This window comes from Streptomyces laurentii (assembly GCF_040635425.1).
Classification (GTDB): domain Bacteria; phylum Actinomycetota; class Actinomycetes; order Streptomycetales; family Streptomycetaceae; genus Streptomyces; species Streptomyces laurentii.
The window spans coordinates 89,100-105,501 of record NZ_JBEYHT010000018.1; the positions used below are offsets into that span (position 1 = coordinate 89,100).

11 protein-coding genes, 4 tRNA genes and 1 other RNA gene are annotated in these 16,402 nt (G+C 73.0%); 7 read left to right on the plus strand and 9 right to left on the minus strand.

The features are described from left to right. Nucleotides 1-24: 24 nt before the first annotated feature. Entirely contained in the window at nucleotides 25-2,538 is a 2,514-nt protein-coding gene (locus tag ABZ693_RS14500; RefSeq protein WP_359876335.1) for an SdrD B-like domain-containing protein, read from the minus strand. 154 nt (nucleotides 2,539-2,692) lie between these two features. Here ABZ693_RS14500 and ABZ693_RS14505 point away from each other — a divergent pair, with 154 nt between their 5' ends. Continuing rightward, nucleotides 2,693-3,493, plus strand: a complete 801-nt coding sequence (locus ABZ693_RS14505; RefSeq protein ID WP_359876336.1) for a hypothetical protein — start codon at nucleotides 2,693-2,695, stop codon at nucleotides 3,491-3,493. Between the two features lie 74 nt (nucleotides 3,494-3,567). Here the strand turns inward: ABZ693_RS14505 and ABZ693_RS14510 are convergent, their stop codons facing one another. The 4 genes from ABZ693_RS14510 to ABZ693_RS14525 form a co-directional block, all read right to left on the minus strand. Then, on the minus strand, nucleotides 3,568-4,893 hold the full coding sequence (locus tag ABZ693_RS14510; RefSeq protein WP_359876338.1) for a hypothetical protein: 1,326 nt from the start codon (nucleotides 4,891-4,893) through the stop codon (nucleotides 3,568-3,570). A gap of 287 nt (nucleotides 4,894-5,180) precedes the next feature. Beyond that, the gene (locus ABZ693_RS14515; RefSeq protein ID WP_359876340.1) at nucleotides 5,181-5,603 is read right to left on the minus strand and encodes a PIN domain nuclease; all 423 of its coding nucleotides are present in this window, start codon (nucleotides 5,601-5,603) and stop codon (nucleotides 5,181-5,183) included. Further along, the gene (locus tag ABZ693_RS14520) at nucleotides 5,600-5,815 is read right to left on the minus strand and encodes a type II toxin-antitoxin system VapB family antitoxin (RefSeq protein WP_359876341.1); all 216 of its coding nucleotides are present in this window, start codon (nucleotides 5,813-5,815) and stop codon (nucleotides 5,600-5,602) included. The genes ABZ693_RS14515 and ABZ693_RS14520 overlap by 4 nt, the downstream gene beginning before the upstream one ends. Nucleotides 5,816-6,140: 325 nt before the next feature. Then, nucleotides 6,141-6,228 (minus strand) — tRNA-Ser (locus ABZ693_RS14525). A gap of 129 nt (nucleotides 6,229-6,357) precedes the next feature. On the opposite strand from ABZ693_RS14525, the gene ffs reads away from it, so the two are divergent. From ffs to ABZ693_RS14555, 6 genes are all read left to right on the plus strand, one after another. Then, nucleotides 6,358-6,456, plus strand: an RNA gene (gene ffs / locus ABZ693_RS14530) — signal recognition particle sRNA small type. A 56-nt stretch (nucleotides 6,457-6,512) separates the two neighbouring features. Beyond that, a complete protein-coding gene (locus ABZ693_RS14535) occupies nucleotides 6,513-8,645 on the plus strand; it encodes a DNA polymerase III subunit gamma and tau (protein WP_359876343.1) in 2,133 nt (710 codons plus the stop codon). Nucleotides 8,646-8,706: 61 nt separating this feature from the next. Continuing rightward, nucleotides 8,707-9,990 (plus strand): phosphoribosylamine--glycine ligase, encoded by a 1,284-nt coding sequence (gene purD / locus ABZ693_RS14540; protein ID WP_359876345.1) that lies wholly within the window; start codon nucleotides 8,707-8,709, stop codon nucleotides 9,988-9,990. Nucleotides 9,991-10,640: 650 nt separating this feature from the next. After that, entirely contained in the window at nucleotides 10,641-12,332 is a 1,692-nt protein-coding gene (locus ABZ693_RS14545; RefSeq protein WP_359876378.1) for a M48 family metalloprotease, read from the plus strand. Between the two features lie 199 nt (nucleotides 12,333-12,531). After that, the gene (locus ABZ693_RS14550) at nucleotides 12,532-13,992 is read left to right on the plus strand and encodes a N,N-dimethylformamidase beta subunit family domain-containing protein (RefSeq protein ID WP_359876347.1); all 1,461 of its coding nucleotides are present in this window, start codon (nucleotides 12,532-12,534) and stop codon (nucleotides 13,990-13,992) included. A gap of 119 nt (nucleotides 13,993-14,111) precedes the next feature. Next, nucleotides 14,112-15,029, plus strand: coding sequence for a phosphoribosylaminoimidazolesuccinocarboxamide synthase (locus ABZ693_RS14555; protein ID WP_359876348.1), 918 nt, complete (start codon nucleotides 14,112-14,114; stop codon nucleotides 15,027-15,029). A gap of 68 nt (nucleotides 15,030-15,097) precedes the next feature. On the opposite strand, the gene ABZ693_RS14560 is transcribed toward ABZ693_RS14555, so the two are convergent. The 4 genes from ABZ693_RS14560 to ABZ693_RS14575 form a co-directional block, all read right to left on the minus strand. Then, nucleotides 15,098-15,173: transfer RNA gene (locus ABZ693_RS14560), tRNA-Gly, on the minus strand. Nucleotides 15,174-15,366: 193 nt separating this feature from the next. Further along, nucleotides 15,367-15,439: transfer RNA gene (locus ABZ693_RS14565), tRNA-Gly, on the minus strand. 80 nt (nucleotides 15,440-15,519) lie between these two features. Then, nucleotides 15,520-15,591 (minus strand) — tRNA-Gly (locus ABZ693_RS14570). A 219-nt stretch (nucleotides 15,592-15,810) separates the two neighbouring features. Then, on the minus strand, nucleotides 15,811-16,164 hold the full coding sequence (locus ABZ693_RS14575; RefSeq protein ID WP_359876349.1) for a histone-like nucleoid-structuring protein Lsr2: 354 nt from the start codon (nucleotides 16,162-16,164) through the stop codon (nucleotides 15,811-15,813). Nucleotides 16,165-16,402: the final 238 nt, after the last annotated feature.

The following is a 16,402-nucleotide window of genomic DNA, read 5'->3' on the forward strand; positions in this document are numbered from 1 at the left end:
CTGTCCGCAGGTGGTCGTGTGTGATCAGTGGAGCCTGGAACGGCGCCTACGGGTCACGACGACGACAGCCGCGCCCGCCCCGACCAGCAGGGTGGTGACGGCGAGGATCATGCCCGTAGGGGACGTGCCCGTGTGGGCGAGGGAGCCCGAGCCGCCGCCGTTCGGGACCGGGCCGGCGGGCGCCGTGGAGGCCGGCGGCACCGACGGCGTGGGTGCCGACGGAGTGCTGGTCGACGGCGCGGACGGCGTCGGGGTCGGGGTGGGCGTCGGCGGGGTCTTCTCGGGGATGTACACGCCGGCGTCGATCGTGTGGTCGACCTCTCCCGGGTTCTTGGGCGCCGTGACCGGCGCGGATCCGTCGCACAGCTGCCCGCTGGTCGGCGGCGTCACATTGGAGTCGTGTGCCCGGTCGTCACCGGCTTGGGGGAGCGTGAAGCGCAGATCGGTGGCCGCCGGCCGGCCGGGCACCTGGCTGGTGTCCGCCGTACACACGTTGAACTGCACCGTGTAGTCGGCACCCGGCGTGAGCTCGTACGCCGCGCCGACCCCGCCGAAGTAGTACTCGCCCGCGGCGTCGGTCTTGGTCGTGGCGACCTGCTTGCCGTCGGCGTCCAGCAGGTTGATCGTGGCGCCCGGCAGCAGCACGTGCCCGGGGTCCTGGATGCCGTTGTGGTCGCCGTCGAACCAGACCACGTTGCCGATCTGGATCGGCGCGTTCGCCGCGGCGTACGCGATGTCGCCGAGGCCGCCGGCCTTGCCGAACCCGTTGGCGTCGACGAACTGGAACGCGTTGCCGTTCGGGTCGTTGCCGGGACCGGCCCCGGTGGTGACGTCGTAGAAGCCGGCACCGGCGGTGTTGACGTGGACGGTCGGGTCCATCTGGGTGCTGATGACCCACTGCTGCTGCGGGATGTAGGCGACCGAGCCGAGCGAGGTCTCCTGGTGCAGCCCGCGCTGGTTCGGGGCCGGGGTGGTCGCGCCGGAGAAGAAGTCGCCGGGGAAGTACTCGACGACGCCTTCCGCCTCCTGGCCGTTGTTGGCGGGAGTCGCGTGGTTCGGGCAGTCCTCGGTGCCCTCCCAGGCGTACCCGCCCGTGGGCTTGGCGCACGCCATGGTGATGTCACCGCCGGCCATGCCGCCCTGCCGGGTGTCCTTGCCCGGCCTGGGGTCGAGCCCGCCGGCGACGTCCATGAGCCGGTCGCGGAAGCCGAGGATCATCGAACCGTCGCGGGCGAAGGCCATGCTGGCCAGCTCCGGCTGCGGACCGACCATCGTGCTGCCGACCACGCGGCTGTCCCAGGTCTCCAGGCGGGTGTCCCACGGGTTCCAGAAGCGGGACGCCTCGTGGCCCGGGAAGCCGACGAACACATCGCCGCGCTCGGCGGTCAGCGGATGGTTCAGCACGGGGGTGAACTGCTTGCCGTCGTACGTGGAGACGACGGCCTTCAGGTCCGCGCGCTTCTGCGTGCTCTCGGCGCTGCACACGCCGCCGACGTACAGGGTGTTGTCGCGGACGGCCAGGCCGGTCGGCCGCCAGTCGCCGGCGGAGGCGCAGCCCGGGTCGGGGATGGCCACCGTGGCCTTCGGCGCCGAGGCGCTCGCCCCGGTGGCGTCGAAACTGACCAGCTCGCGGGTGAGCATGTTCACCGCGTACAGCGTCGAGCCGTCCTCCGACAGGGCCACGCCGCCGATGCTCTCCTTGCCCGGCGCGTCGGTGAACCCGGCGTCCTTGAGCGGGGTGGCGCTGTCGTGCGCCGTCTTCGTGGCGCCCGGCACCTTCGCGAACAGCTTCGGGGCGCCGCCGCCGTCGGCCGGCACGGTGTAGATGGCGTTGCCGCCCTCCGGCCCGTACACGGCGAACCGCCGGGCGAACGCCGCCTGGAACAGCCGCTTGCGGTACTTGTCATAGGCCAGCCCGTTGGTGGTCCCCACCTGCGCCTGTGTGGCGAGCACGGTCGGGCAGGCCTTGTCGCCGGGACAGGTGCCGCGGGAGTCCGTCCCGAACGCCACCAGGGCCCGGGTGTCGGACGCGCCGGGACCGGTCTGGACCGGCACGAAGTAACGGGTGTCCGGCAGCGCGTAGTCGGCCGCGTCCCAGACCCCGGTGACCACCGAGTCGTCCTTGCCCTCGGAGACGTCCACGAACGACGTGAAGCTGTCGAAGTGGTTCTCCGCGGTGGAGGCGGGCGCCGCCCGCAGATAGCGGTCGTACGGCGCCGGGACGCTGACGTCGACGCGGTACCGGCCACCGGTCAGTTCGGCCGACGGGGGCACCACGACCTTGCCGGTGGCGTCCGTGGTGCCGGTGACGTGATGGCCGGCCGGGTCGGAGACGTCGACCTTCATGCCCCGCTGCGGCACGTCCATGGTCGTGTTGATCACGCCGGTGCCGAAGAAGTCCCGCAGCACCTGGACCGTCAGTGTGCCGTCGGAAGTGGCGGCGCCGGCCTGCCCGGCGCCGGTCGCGATGGTGCCGGCGGCCCCACCGATCAGTAACAGACCGGACAGCCCCACGCGTGCCAGTCTTGGAATCGCCATGTACGGGCACTCCTCTTTGTCGTCCTATGTCCCTACGGACACAGCAACCGCCCGCAATATCCCACAAGTTGACGCATGATCAGGTCGGAAAGCGGAATTTGCCGGTGACGCCCGCGAAGCCCTGTTAGCGTCGCGTCGCGTGCGGAGCATCAGAATGAGGCGAGGTCTGCCGCGAGGCGCGGCGGACCGGCGTGGCAGGACACGGCCCCGGGCGCGCTGGGCAGCGGTCGCCGGCATCGGCGTCGCGGCTGCGGCGGCCCTCGCGTTCGCACTCTCCGACGGCGGCGACGAGCCCGCCGTCCGGCGTGCGCTGACCTCGGACGAGGCGAACCGGCTGGCGGTCGCGCGGTTCCGTAACTACGAAGCGGAAGGCCGTGCGGTGACCATCACCGTGCCGGGCACCGCCGGCGAATCGGTCGTCACCGGGTCCGTCGACTACCACGCGAAGACGGGGTACGGGGTGGTGCGCGGCAGCGGACGCGACGCGTCCGGCGACGGCCTGATCGAGTGGACGGCCACCACCGTCCGCTTCCACCCCCTGGCGAACGCCCCGGCGACCGCACCGGCCTCGCCGCCCGCGACCGGCTGGTACGACCGCCCGCTGCGGACGGCCGGCAACACCCTGGACGGTTCGCTGGCCATCGCCCTCGGCCTGGGCAACGACCGCCCGGACAATCCCCAGTTGCTGCCGCAGAACGGTGCCGAGTGGGTCGGGTCCGGCCAGGTGCGCGGCCGGCCGACGGACGTCATGACCGGCCCGGACGCCCGCGGCAAGGCGGGGACGGCGGACACCGTGCGCTACTGGATCGGCGCGGACGGCACCATGTACCGGGTGCAGGCCGACGTGGCCTCCGAGCCGCGGCCGGTGGTCATCGAATTCGACACCCAGAAGTACGTCCCCGTCCGCCGGGCACCGAAGGCGACGCCGACGCCGGGCCCGACGCCGAAGCGGTGACCCCGGCCTCGATACCGACGCCGAAGCGGTGACCCCGGCCCGGGCGCCGGGGCCGGGGCCGGGGCCCCGGGCGCTCAGGTGTCGGCGGGCTCGGGGGTGTCGTCGACGGGGCTCGGCTCCGCCGTCTCCTGCCGCTGGGACGGGATCGCGATCTCGACGGGATGGGTGCAGCGCCACAAGGCCCTCGCCCCGGTTTCCGCGCGGACGGTCTCCTTGAAGCCCTGCGGGTCGCAGTGGGCGCACGCGGCGATGACCTCGCGGTCGTACACCCGGCGGATGTCCGCCCGCAGCCGCCGGAAAGCGCCGAGGGCGAGCGGCGCCTGGTGCCGGCGAGGCGTCTCGTACTCGGGAATGGAGTGCTGGAACTCGATCGCCTTGTCGATCTTTCCGCCGAGGATCGTCACCGAGGCGGACGCCGCCTCCGGCGGACCCACCTGGGGATTGCGCTCCCTCCACGTCGCGGCGGAGTCGGCGGCGCGCCACGCGAAGCAGATCATCTGGCCGGGGGTGTATCCGTGCCGGAAGCCCTTCCGGATGACGTCCGCGAGTTCCTCGCGCCGCGCGTACGGCACCTCGGGACAGCCGTACCGCTGGGTGAGCCGGCCGTCGAGGTAGGCCGTGATGTCGGCGATGTCGATCCGGTCCATCAGCGCGGCGAAGGCGTCACGCGCCGCCGCTCCCTGCGGCCCGGGCCGGGTCCGGAGGCCGTACGCGATGTCCTCGGCGAGCTCCCGCGCGGCGGCCGGGCCGCCGACGAGCCGCCAGCCGACCTCCGTGGAGCTGAACGTGAGGCCCGCGCCGTCCCGGGACGGAGTGAACGCGTGCGACGGGCTCTCCGCCGAGACGGCGAGCAGGCCGGCGCCGTAGAGCTCCAGGAGGAGTTCCCTGTCCTGCTCGCTGTCGCCGGTCCAGCCCCGGGGGCCGATGGCGGCGAGGCTGGGGAGCGCCGTGCCGGGATCGTTCGCGGCGTAGTCGGCCAACGCCGTATAGAGGGCCAGGGCCAGCGGATTCTCCACCGTGAGGGGGCCGGCCGGTGCGCTCTTCGCATCCTCGTCCGCGATCGCCCCGGCGATCAGGCGCGCGAGCCGCTCGCCCTCCTGCCGCTCCCGCTCGCGCTCGACGGCCGTGCAGTCCGGGCAGAAGTACGTGGGAGCCTCGGCGTCGAGGCATCTGCCGCCCACCTTGTTCGCCCAGGACCGGTTGGTGACGGCGATGGGCTCGGAGCAGGTCGCGCACGGGCAGCCGAGCAGGACGGCGTGCGAGTGCGCCGCGACCACCTCGCCGACATCGCTGGTCACACCGAGGCTGCCCACGGTCCGCGCCCAGGTGCCGTTGTCCTTGACCTCCCAGTAGAGGACACAGAGCCGCTGGGCGTCCTCGGGAGCGTCGTGCGCGATCACGACACGGAGACGCGGAGCCCCCGCCGGAAACTCCCGCACGACCGGCTGCGGAACCGCCACCCGCCGCTCCGCCCGATGCGCGCCGACCCGCTCACGCTTCCGGCGGGGCTCGCGCTTACCCATGGGTCTCTTCCAGGTCCATAGGGGGATGTTGACGCATATCCCATGCGAGCGGGGCAGGTTTCCGCCATATACGACAACTCCCGTCCACAGCGGATCCGGTACCACCCGCGCACGAGCGGCATATGCCAGGCCCCGCCCGCTGAGCGGCCAAGCTCGGATCCGGGCTACTTGCGGCCCTCCGGGCCGTACCACTGAAGGGGCTGGCCCGTCACCGCGGCGATGCATTCGAAGTCGTGGTCACAGTGGAGGAGGGTGAGTCCCTGCAACTCGGCGGTCGCGGCGACGACGAGGTCCACCGCACCGGCACTGTGGTGCTTGCCCTGTCTGGTGAGGGCCTCCTGGACCTGCCAGGCCCGGTCGTAAGCGCGGTCGTCGACCGGGGCCCAGCCGAAGAGCAGCCGCATGTCCTCGACGCCGCGCGCCCGGTCGGCCGCTGATCGGGCGCTGTAGAAGAACTCCAGCTCGGTGACGGGGCATGTGGCGATCAGGCCGGCGGCCGCCGCCTGGTCCCAGCCGTACTGCTCCGCGTCGCCCCGCATGAAGCGGGCGAGGGCGCTGGTGTCGATCAGGTAGAGAGCGGCGTTCACCGTCGGTAGTTCCGCTTGTCCTCGAAGAGGGTCAGATCGAACGCGCCTTCGTCGGCGGCGGCGCGCAGGCGGGCCAGGGCCAGTGCCCGCCGCCTGTTCTCCAGCACCTCGCGCAGGGCTGTGTTGACCGTCTCCTTCTTGGTGCTGGTCCCCAGGGCTTTGGCTACATCCGCCACCAGCTCGTCATCGAGGTCGATCACTGTCCGGCTCATGTGCACCTCCTGTATATCAATTATGGGATTAAGTATATCTCCCATGGTTCATCGATGTCATGGGTGCACGTGCCTGTCATGGGTGCGCGTGCCTCATGACGCCGTGGATGTCGGAGGGGGCGAAGACGCGTTCGTCTGCTCACAGGTGGCGCCAGGCCAGGCCGAGGAACGGGGTCGCCGGCACTGGGGTTGCTCGGTGGCATGCGTGGCGGGTCCGTCGGGAACGGTGCCTACGGACAAAGGTCAGAACAACGAGACCTGAGGAACGTCGAAGGGCCCCACTGCAAGCAGTGGGGCCCTTCGACTTAGTGCCCGGTGAGGCACTTGGCGGAGGATACGAGATTCGAACTCGTGAGGGGTTGCCCCCAACACGCTTTCCAAGCGTGCGCCCTAGGCCACTAGGCGAATCCTCCGCGGCAAACATTACATGACCGGAAGGGGTGGTCGCGACCATGATCAGTTCCGGGGAGGGGGCGGGGAGCGGGCGGTGATCGGGGTGGGGGAGTGGGGGACGGGCAGGGGCGGGGATCGGGTACTCTGGGCGGAGCCCCTCACGTGGCGCTATCTGACTGAACTCCCCCAGGGCCGGAAGGCAGCAAGGGTAGGTCGGCTCTGGCGGGTGCGTGGGGGGCGCTTGTGTTTCCGGGGCGCGGTCGGCGTTCCCGGGTTGTCGGTGCGCGCCTATAACCTCGTATACGTGTCGTCTCTCGCGCTGTACCGCCGCTACCGCCCCGAGTCCTTCGCCGAGGTCATCGGTCAGGAGCATGTCACCGACCCGCTGCAGCAGGCGCTGCGGAACAACCGGGTCAATCACGCGTACCTGTTCAGCGGGCCGCGCGGCTGCGGAAAGACGACCAGTGCCCGCATCCTCGCGCGGTGTCTGAACTGCGAGCAGGGCCCCACCCCCACCCCCTGCGGGGAGTGCCAGTCCTGCCGCGACCTCGCGCGCAACGGGCCGGGCTCCATCGACGTCATCGAGATCGACGCCGCGTCGCACGGTGGTGTGGACGACGCCCGTGACCTGCGCGAGAAGGCGTTCTTCGGGCCCGCGTCGAGCCGGTACAAGATCTACATCATCGACGAGGCGCACATGGTCACCCCGGCGGGCTTCAACGCCCTGCTGAAGGTGGTCGAGGAGCCCCCGGAGCACCTCAAGTTCATCTTCGCGACGACCGAGCCCGAGAAGGTCATCGGGACCATCCGGTCGCGCACCCACCACTACCCCTTCCGGCTCGTGCCGCCCGGCACCCTGCGGGACTACCTGGGCGAGGTCTGCGGCCGCGAGGGCATCCCCGTCGAGGACGGGGTGCTGCCGCTGGTCGTGCGCGCCGGTGCCGGGTCGGTGCGTGACTCGATGTCCGTCATGGACCAGCTGCTGGCCGGTGCCACCGACGACGGTGTGACGTACACCATGGCGACGTCCCTGCTCGGCTACACGGACAGCTCGCTGCTCGACTCGGTCGTGGACGCGTTCGCGGCCGGCGACGGGGCCGCGGCCTTCGAGGTCGTGGACCGGGTGATCGAGGGCGGCAACGACCCCCGCCGGTTCGTCGCCGACCTTCTGGAGCGGCTGCGTGACCTGGTGATCCTCGCCGCGGTGCCGGACGCCGCCGAGAAGGGCCTGATCGACGCCCCGGCCGATGTCATCGAGCGGATGCAGGCGCAGGCGTCGGTGTTCGGCGCCGCCGAGCTGAGCCGGGCGGCCGACCTCGTCAACGCGGGGCTGACCGAGATGCGCGGTGCCACCTCGCCGCGGCTCCAGCTGGAGCTGATCTGCGCGCGCGTGCTGCTGCCCGCCGCCTTCGACGACGAGCGGTCGCTGCAGGCCCGGCTCGACCGGCTGGAGCGCGGCGTGGCCGCCGCGCCGCCCGCCGCCGCTGCCGCCGTGTTCACGCCGCCGCCGTCCGCGCCGCAGATGGGGTACGTGCCGACGCCGGACGCGCATGTCCCGCCCCCGCCCCCGGCTCCGGCCCCCGCCGCGCCCCCGCGGGCTCCCGCCCCGCAGCAGGCCCCCGCGCCCGCTCCCGCACCCCAGCAAGCGCCCGCCCCTGCCCCCGCCGCCGAAGCGCCGCGCCCCGGGGCCTGGCCCGGTGCCGCCCGGCCCGGTTCCGGCGCGCCCGGCGCGTGGCCCGGCGCCTCCGCGCCCCAGCAGCCCCAGGCTCCCGTGCAGGCCCCGGCCCCCGCCGCCGCGCCCGCGCAGGCCGCCGCCCCCACGGGCGACGCGGCCGCCGGCGCCGTACAGGTGCGGAACATGTGGCCGGCGATCCTGGAGGCGGTCAAGAACCGGCGGCGTTTCACCTGGATCCTGCTCTCGCAGAACGCCCAGGTCGCCGGCTTCGACGGCACCACCCTCCAGCTCGGCTTCCTCAACGCCGGCGCCCGCGACAACTTCTCCGGCAGCGGCAGTGAGGACGTCCTGAAGACGGCCCTCGCCGAGCAGTTCAACGTGCAGTGGAAGATCGAGGCGATCATCGACCCGTCGGGCGGCGCCAACCCGCCCCCGGCCGCCGGCGGCTTCGGCGGCGGCCGGCCGGCCGCGCCGCCCGCCCCGCCCCGCGGCCCCGCGCCGCAGCAGGCGGCCCCGGCCCCCGCGCCCGTACAGGCGGCACCGCAGCCCTACCAGGCCCAGCCGCAGGCCCCGGCGTCCCAGCCCGCGCCGCGCGCCGCCGCGCCGCAGGCTCCGGCGGCCCCCGCCCCGGCGCCGGTGGCGCCGGAGGACGACGTTCCGGAGGCGGACGACCCGGACCTCGTCGACTCGGCGCTCTCCGGCCACGAGCTGATCGTGCGCGAGCTCGGCGCCACGGTCCTGGAGGAATACACGAACGAGTAGCCGCGTCCCGCTCGGTGGCCCGCACAAAGGGCATACCGCCGAGCGGGCTACCCTGGCTGCCGTGAAGGTCCTCGTCATCGGCGGCGGCGCCCGCGAACACGCCCTGTGCCGCTCTCTCTCCCTCGATCCCGACGTCACCGCTCTGCACTGCGCGCCCGGCAACGCCGGAATCGCCGAGGTCGCCGAGCTGCACGCCGTCGACCAGCTCGACGGCGCGGCCGTCGCCGCGCTCGCCACCGGCCTCGGCGCCGACCTGGTCGTCGTCGGCCCGGAGGCCCCGCTGGTCGCCGGTGTCGCCGACGCCGTCCGCGCCGCCGGCATCCCCGCCTTCGGCCCCTCCCGGGAAGCCGCTCGGCTGGAAGGCTCGAAGGCGTTCGCCAAGGACGTCATGGCCGGCGCCGGCGTGCCCACCGCCCGCAGCTACGTGTGCACCACCCCCGCCGAGATCGACGAGGCGCTGGACGCCTTCGGCGCTCCGTACGTCGTCAAGGACGACGGTCTCGCGGCCGGCAAGGGCGTCGTGGTGACCGCCGACCTGGCCGCGGCCCGCGCGCACGCGGTGTCCTGCGTGGGGGCACCTCCCGCGCCCTCAGGGCGCAGGGGGAGCGTCGTGATCGAGGAGTTCCTGGACGGCCCCGAGGTCTCCCTCTTCGCCATCACCGACGGCACCACCGTCGTCCCGCTGTGCCCCGCGCAGGACTTCAAGCGCGCGCTCGACGGCGACGAGGGCCCGAACACCGGCGGCATGGGCGCCTACTCGCCGCTGCCGTGGGCCGACCCGGCGCTGGTCGACGAGGTCCTGGAGACCGTCCTGCAGCCCACCGTCGACGAGCTGCGCCGCCGCGGCACGCCGTTCTCGGGCCTGCTGTACGCGGGGCTCGCGATCACCAGCCGTGGAGTCCGGGTCATCGAGTTCAACGCCCGGTTCGGCGACCCCGAGACCCAGGTCGTCCTGGCCCGTCTGCGGACCCCGCTGGCCGGTGTCCTGCTGAACGCCGCCAACGGCACCCTCGCCGACCAGGAGCCGCTGCGCTGGAGCGACGACGCCGCCGTCACCGTCGTGGTCGCCTCGCACAACTACCCGGGCACCCCGCGCACCGGTGACCCGATCGGGGGCCTGGCCGAGGTCGCGGAGCGGGACGCCCCGCACGCGTACGTCCTGCACGCCGGTACGAAGCGCGACGGCGAGGCGGTCCTGAGCGCGGGCGGCCGGGTCCTGTCGGTCACCGCCACCGGTTCGGACCTGACCGAGGCCCGCGAGCGCGCCTACGCGGCGGTCGGCCGAATCCGTCTTGACGGCTCGCAGCACCGCACGGACATCGCGGAGAAGGCCGCCCGGGGCTGACGCCCCGGCTTTGCCCGGCCCGTCGCGTCCCTTCCCGGGCCGTTCCGCGGCCCGTTCCCGGCGTGTCCCCGGCCTGTTTCCGGGGGTACGTCCGGGACCCCTCCCGGGGCCGCACCCAGGTCCCTCGGGGCACGGTCGCACAGTGAACCGTACGACCGTGCCACCGTCATCACCTTTACCCAAAGCCATTCCATCGGGTGACGACTTGCCCATCCGGATGACGCCCGCCGACGCCCCAACTAGGGTGCGGCGCAGGCGTTCCCGGGCATGCTCCGGCACTTGGCCCACCGGCATTGCGATGTCGGGGCCGGGTGCCACAGTGGGGGAGTGAGCAACACCGCCACGGGCAGTCCCGACGAGGACAGGAGGGGGTGATGTACGGCGTGACCGGCACGAACGGCAACACAAGTGGCACAAGTGGCACAAGTGGCACAAGTGGCACGGGTGGCACGGGTGGCACGAGGGGAACCAGCGGCGCGGACGATTCCCGCGGACCGGCCCCCGCGCGGCGGGTGGACCGGGCGCACCGCGCGAGCGGACCGGGCGGCGGCCCGCGCGGCCCCGTCGGCCCGGGCGGTTCGCGCGCGACCCCCGGCTACGCGACCGGTGACGAACTCGGCGCCCGCGCCGCCCGCGCCCGCGCCCTCGCCGTGCTCCGCGTCCGCGGCCGGGCCCTCGGCCTCGCGGTGCTCCCCGCCGCCGTCGCCGCCGTCCTGTACGCGGGCGGCGTCACCGGCCACTTCACCGGCCCCGGCTGGGACACCGCCCGCTGGGTGGTGACCGTCCTCGCCGTCGTCGTCCTGCTCGTGGCGGCGGCCGTCGCCCTGGTCGTGGCCCGTTCCCGGCCGGCCGTGACACCGACGGTGGAGCTCGCCGAGAGCGCCGCCCCCGACCTCTACCGGCTGGTCCGCGACCTTGCCGACCGGCTCGGCGTCCCGCCGCCCTCCGCGATAGCCCTGACGCCGGACTGCGACAGCTGGCTGGAGGACCGCTCGCACCGGGCGCACGGCGCCCGCCGGGTCGGCGACGCGCCGGTCCTGGTCATCGGCTCGCCCTTCCTCTGGTGGATGCGGGTCGGCGAACTGCGCGCCGTCCTCGCCCCCGTCGTCGCCGGTACGGGCCCGGCCGCGCACCCCGACATAGCGGCCGCCCGGCGCTTCGTCCGCGGCCTGGACGCGGCCGTCGCCGTGCCCCGTACGCCCGGACTCGACCCGGTCCGCCGCCTCGGCGCGCACGGGGTCGGCCGGCTGGCCCGGACCCTGCTCCGGGGCTGCCGCGGCCACGCCGCCGAGATGGAGCGCGGGGTCGCCGCGGCCGGCTCGGAGCGCGCGCAGACCGTCGACTACGGGGTCCGGATCGTCGCCCAGGAACAGGTCGGCCTCGCCTACGCGGGCTGGGACCGGCTGCTCACCCGGGTCGCGCTGCCCGCCTGGCGGATGGGCCGCTGGCCCGCCCGGCTCGACGCCGGCGTGGTCTCGGCGCTCACCGAACTGTCCCGCCGCGACCGGCTCGCCGAGGGCTTCACCTCCCGGCTCGGTGAACGGCCCGCCTGCGACCTCCTGGAGGAGCCGGGCGCGGTCGACGAGGCGACCTCACTGCTCGCCGCCCGCCTGTTCCACGGCGCTCCGGCCGGGCCGGGGGCGAACTGGGCGCCGGTGGAGTGGGGCGCGTACGCCGAGGAGGTCGTCGACCGTACGTGGCGTGCCGACGCGGCCCGCCTCCACCAGGTCCTCGACCGCGTCGCCCCGGACCCGGCGGCCCCGCCCGCCGAACGCCCCGCGGCGCCCGCCCCCACCGACGTACCGGACGCGCCGCCCACCCTGGCCCGGATCATCACCCACCTCACGGCACCCGAGCGGCCCGCCCCCGGACACCGCCCGGAGAGTCCGCAGAGCCCGGAAGGCCCGCGGGGCACGGAGAACCCGGACAGCACCGACGGCCTCGATGATCCGGACGGCGGCCTGGAAAGCCCCGCCGCCGACGAGCTCGCCGCCGCGCTCACCGCGCAGGCCGCCCGCGAGGAGCGCGGCCGCCCGGTCGCCCAGGCGCCGGAGGGCTTCGACGGCCCCGGCCCGCTGTTCCCGCTCCAGCCGCCCCGCAGCGGCCGGGACCTGCTCGCCGACCACGTCACGGCCATGGTCTGCTGCGCCGCCGTCGACACCACCGAGGCGGCCCCCGGCCTGGACTGGCTGGACGGACCGGCCCTGTTCGTCCGGGGCGAACGCTGCACGGACCTGACCGCCACCGTCCTCTCCCTCGTCGAGGACGGCGACCCGAAGCCGCTGCGCACCTGGCTGACCAGGGCCGGAGTCCGCCCCGAGAAGCCCGTCCGGCTGGTCTGAGCGAATACGGCCGAATCTCACCGAACGAATCGTTGGGTTATCCACCCAACGATTCACGACGAACGGTGACGGATCGCATGCGTTATGTGATGTGCTGGAGACAGACACGGACACAGCGGCGGTGACGGACCGCGGGCACCGGCAGGCCGACCGGGAGCCGAGCGCCCGGCCGACCGGGGGACCGAGGGAGGGGCGCGTCATGGGTACGGAGCAGATCAGGCGCTGGGATTCGGGAGCGCTCGCCCACGCCGTGTCCGATCCTTTCGGCCAGGGCCCGCTGCCCTGGCTGCGCGGCTCGGACAACTACTTCGACGGCACCGGCCAGCTGGTGCCCTGGTACGCCGACGAGACCCTGGCCCGCGGCGGCGCCGGCGGCCCGCGTACCGCCGACGACATGCACGGCCAGATCAAGGGCTTCGCCTCGAATGGCGCGGTGGCGCCCGGCGAGGCGATCGACTTCCACGTCACGGTGGACCCGCCCCAGCAGTTCTCGGTCGACATCTACCGGATCGGCCACTACTCCGGCGACGGCGCCCGCAAGATCAGCACCAGCCCCCGGATCGCCGGCATCGTCCAGCCCGCCCCGCTGGCCGCCGACCGCACCGTGTCCTGTCACCACTGGTGGCAGTCCTGGCGTCTCCAGGTCCCGCCGCACTGGAAGATCGGGGCATATGTCGCGGTGCTCACCACCGCCGGCGGCTACCGCTCCCACATCCCCTTCACCGTCCGCGACGCCCACCACGCCGACCTGCTGCTCGTCCTGCCGGACGTGACCTGGCAGGCGTACAACCTCTATCCGGAGGACGGGCACAGCGGCGCCAGCCTCTACCACGCCTGGGACGAGGACGGCCGGCTGCTCGGCGAGGAGGAGGCGGCGGTGACCGTCTCCTTCGACCGTCCGTACGCGGGCGCGGGCCTGCCGCTGCACGTGGGCCACGCCTACGACTTCATCCGCTGGGCCGAGCGCTACGGCTACGACCTGGCCTATGCCGAGACGCGCGACCTGCACGCGGGCCGGATCGACCCCAGCCGCTACCGGGGCCTGGTCTTCCCCGGGCACGACGAGTACTGGTCGGCGCCCATGCGCCGTGCCGTCGAACTGGCCCGCGACCAGGGCACGTCGCTCGTCTTCCTCTCCGCCAACACCATGTACTGGCAGGTGGAGCTGGGCCCGTCGCCGTCCGGCGCCCCGGACCGGCTGCTCACCTGCCGCAAGCGCCGCGGCCCCGGCCGCCCGGTGCTCTGGCGCGAGGTGGACCGGCCCGAGCAGGAGCTGCTCGGCATCCAGTACGCGGGCCGGGTGCCCGAACCGCACCCGCTGGTCGTACGGAACGCGCGGCACTGGCTCTGGGAGTCCACCGGCGCCGGCGAGGGCGACGAGATCCCGGGCCTGGTCGCGGGCGAGGCCGACCGCTACTACCCGCGCACCCCGCTGCCCGAGCACGAGAGCCGCATCCTGCTCGCCCACTCGCCCTACCGGGACGGCGACGGCGTCACGCGCCACCAGGAGACCAGCCTGTACCGGGCCCCGTCCGGTGCCTGGGTCTTCGCCTCGGGCACCTTCGCCTGGTCCCCGGCGCTCGACCGGCCGGGCCATGTGGACGACCGCATCCAGCGCGCCACCGCCAACCTCCTGGACCGCATCTGCAAACAGGACTGAGCGGCTGAGGACGGGCTGAGCAGCAAAGACCGAAGCGGACCCCGGGGCCCGGCGCTCGGATCCACGCCCGCGTACGAGACAATCGGACCCGCTCCTGGATCAACCTACGCGGAGGAACCGTGTCCGGATTCGTAGAAAAGCCCGAACCCGTCCAGGTCCCGGGCCTGACCCATCTCCACACGGGCAAGGTCCGCGACCTGTACCGCAATGAGGCGGGCGACCTCGTCATGGTGGCGAGCGACCGCATGTCCGCGTACGACTGGGTGCTGCCCACCGAGATCCCGGACAAGGGCCGCGTCCTCACCCGGCTCTCCCTGTGGTGGTTCGACCGGCTCACCGACCTCGTGCCGAACCACGTCCTGTCGACCGACCTGCCGGCCGGCGCCCCCGCCGACTGGGCGGGCCGCACCCTGATCTGCCAGTCCCTGGACATGGTCCCGGTCGAGTGCGTGGCCCGCGGCTATCTGACCGGCTCCGGGCTCGTCGAGTACAAGGAGTCCCGCACGGTCTGCGGTCTCGCCCTCCCCGAGGGCCTGACGGACGGCTCCGAGCTGCCCGCGCCGATCTTCACCCCGGCGACCAAGGCCGCCGTCGGCGACCACGACGAGAACGTGCCGTACGAGGAGGTCGCCCGTCAGGCCGGCGCCGAGACCGCCGCGCTGCTGCGCCAGGCGACGCTCGCCGTCTACTCCCGGGCCCGGGACATCGCCCGCGAGCGCGGGATCATCCTGGCGGACACGAAGTTCGAGTTCGGCTTCGCGCCCGGCGCCGAGGGCGAGCAGCGGCAGCTGGTCCTCGCCGACGAGGTCCTCACCCCGGACTCCTCCCGCTTCTGGCCGGCCGACCAGTGGCAGCCGGGCCGCGCCCAGCCCTCGTACGACAAGCAGTTCGTGCGCGACTGGCTGACCTCGCCGGCCTCCGGCTGGGACCGGACGAGCGAGCAGCCGCCGCCGGCCCTGCCCGAGGAGGTCGTGGCGGCGACCCGGGCGAAGTACCTGGAGGCGTACGAGCTCCTCACCGGCGAGAAGTGGGCTTAAGGAAGCAGGGAAAACGGGGGACGGGGACACGAGAAAGCCCCCGGTCGATTCGACTGGGGGCTTCTTCATGGAGCGGACGACGAGATTCGAACTCGCGACCCTCACCTTGGCAAGGTGATGCTCTACCAACTGAGCCACGTCCGCATGCGCCGTAGCGCGCTGCTAACTATACACAAGCCCGGGAGGGGCCGGGCCACGGTTCTCCGCCCGGCGGTACGTGACGGTCGCCACGCACGTGTCAAGGGTGCGAAACGGATGGGAAACGGCGCGAGAGGGCATGAGAGGGCATGGCATGACGAAAGCCCCGGTTCCTGAGAACCGGGGCTTTCGCTCCCTGAGCGGACGACGAGATTCGAACTCGCGACCCTCACCTTGGCAAGGTGATGCTCTACCAACTGAGCCACGTCCGCATGCTCCCGATCGGCTTTCACCGGTCGGTGCGAACACCACTCTACCCGACGCACCGGAGTGCTTCGGCCGAGTAGTGCAGAGCGGGTGACAGGGATCGCACACTGCGCCTTCCCCCTGGAAGGGGGCTGTTCTGCTACTGAACTACACCCGCACGCTGCTGGGGGTTCGGCTTTTCGGCTTTGCCCCTCGGCGTGATCCAAACTCTAGCGGATCATGGGGGGTGGATGGCAAATCGGGGTGCGACCCCCACCGGAGACGGGCCCGAGGGCCCGCCGACCCGCGGTCCGGCCGATCGGCGGGCCACAGGGCCGACCCTCCGACCCCCGGCCCGCCCCTCGCCGAAGCCGGCCCGGCCGGAGCGGCCGACCCGTCAGCTCGCGGCCTGGAAGGCCTCGTACACACGCTTGGGGATACGGCCGCGGGCCGGCACGTCCATCTTGTTGGACTGGGCCCAGGCGCGGACGGCCGCCGGGTCGGGGGCCAGGGCGCTGTACTTGTACTCGCCCTTCGCGGGGCCGCCGGCCTTGCCGGACCGGGGGCCGGGACGGGTCCCGACCCTGCGCCCGGCCGCCAGGTAGGGGGCCAGGACCTTGCGCAGTTTCTCTGCATTGGCGGGATTCAGGTCGATCTCGTACATCTTCCCGTCGAGGCCGAACGCGACTGTTTCCGCCGCCTCTCCTCCGTCGATGTCATCGGAGAGAGTGACCACCACACGCTGTGCCACGGATATCGGTCCTTTCCTGCGGATAGCCCGTCCGTATCGTGGTCCTCGCCGCCCTGACGTGCGGCGATGTCGATACGGCGGTCCCCCGGAGGGCAATGGTGTGTTCCTCTGGATTCCTTTGTACAGCGCGCGGTGTCGCAGGGGGAAGCCCAGGCAATTGTTTCCGCGTGTCCCGGGCCGCCGGCGTTATTCTTCTTGAATTCACCGCTGTGCTCTTTGGGTGCGTTTTGTAGGATCC

What these genes read in the sequence shown, in the direction of transcription:
- ABZ693_RS14500 (WP_359876335.1), bottom strand. Translation starts at nt 2,538, where the DNA reads ATGGCGATTCCAAGACTGGCACGCGTGGGGCTGTCCGGTCTGTTACTG.
- ABZ693_RS14505 (WP_359876336.1), top strand. Translation starts at nt 2,693, where the DNA reads ATGAGGCGAGGTCTGCCGCGAGGCGCGGCGGACCGGCGTGGCAGGACA.
- ABZ693_RS14520 (WP_359876341.1), bottom strand. Translation starts at nt 5,815, where the DNA reads ATGAGCCGGACAGTGATCGACCTCGATGACGAGCTGGTGGCGGATGTA.
- ABZ693_RS14550 (WP_359876347.1), top strand. Translation starts at nt 12,532, where the DNA reads ATGGGTACGGAGCAGATCAGGCGCTGGGATTCGGGAGCGCTCGCCCAC.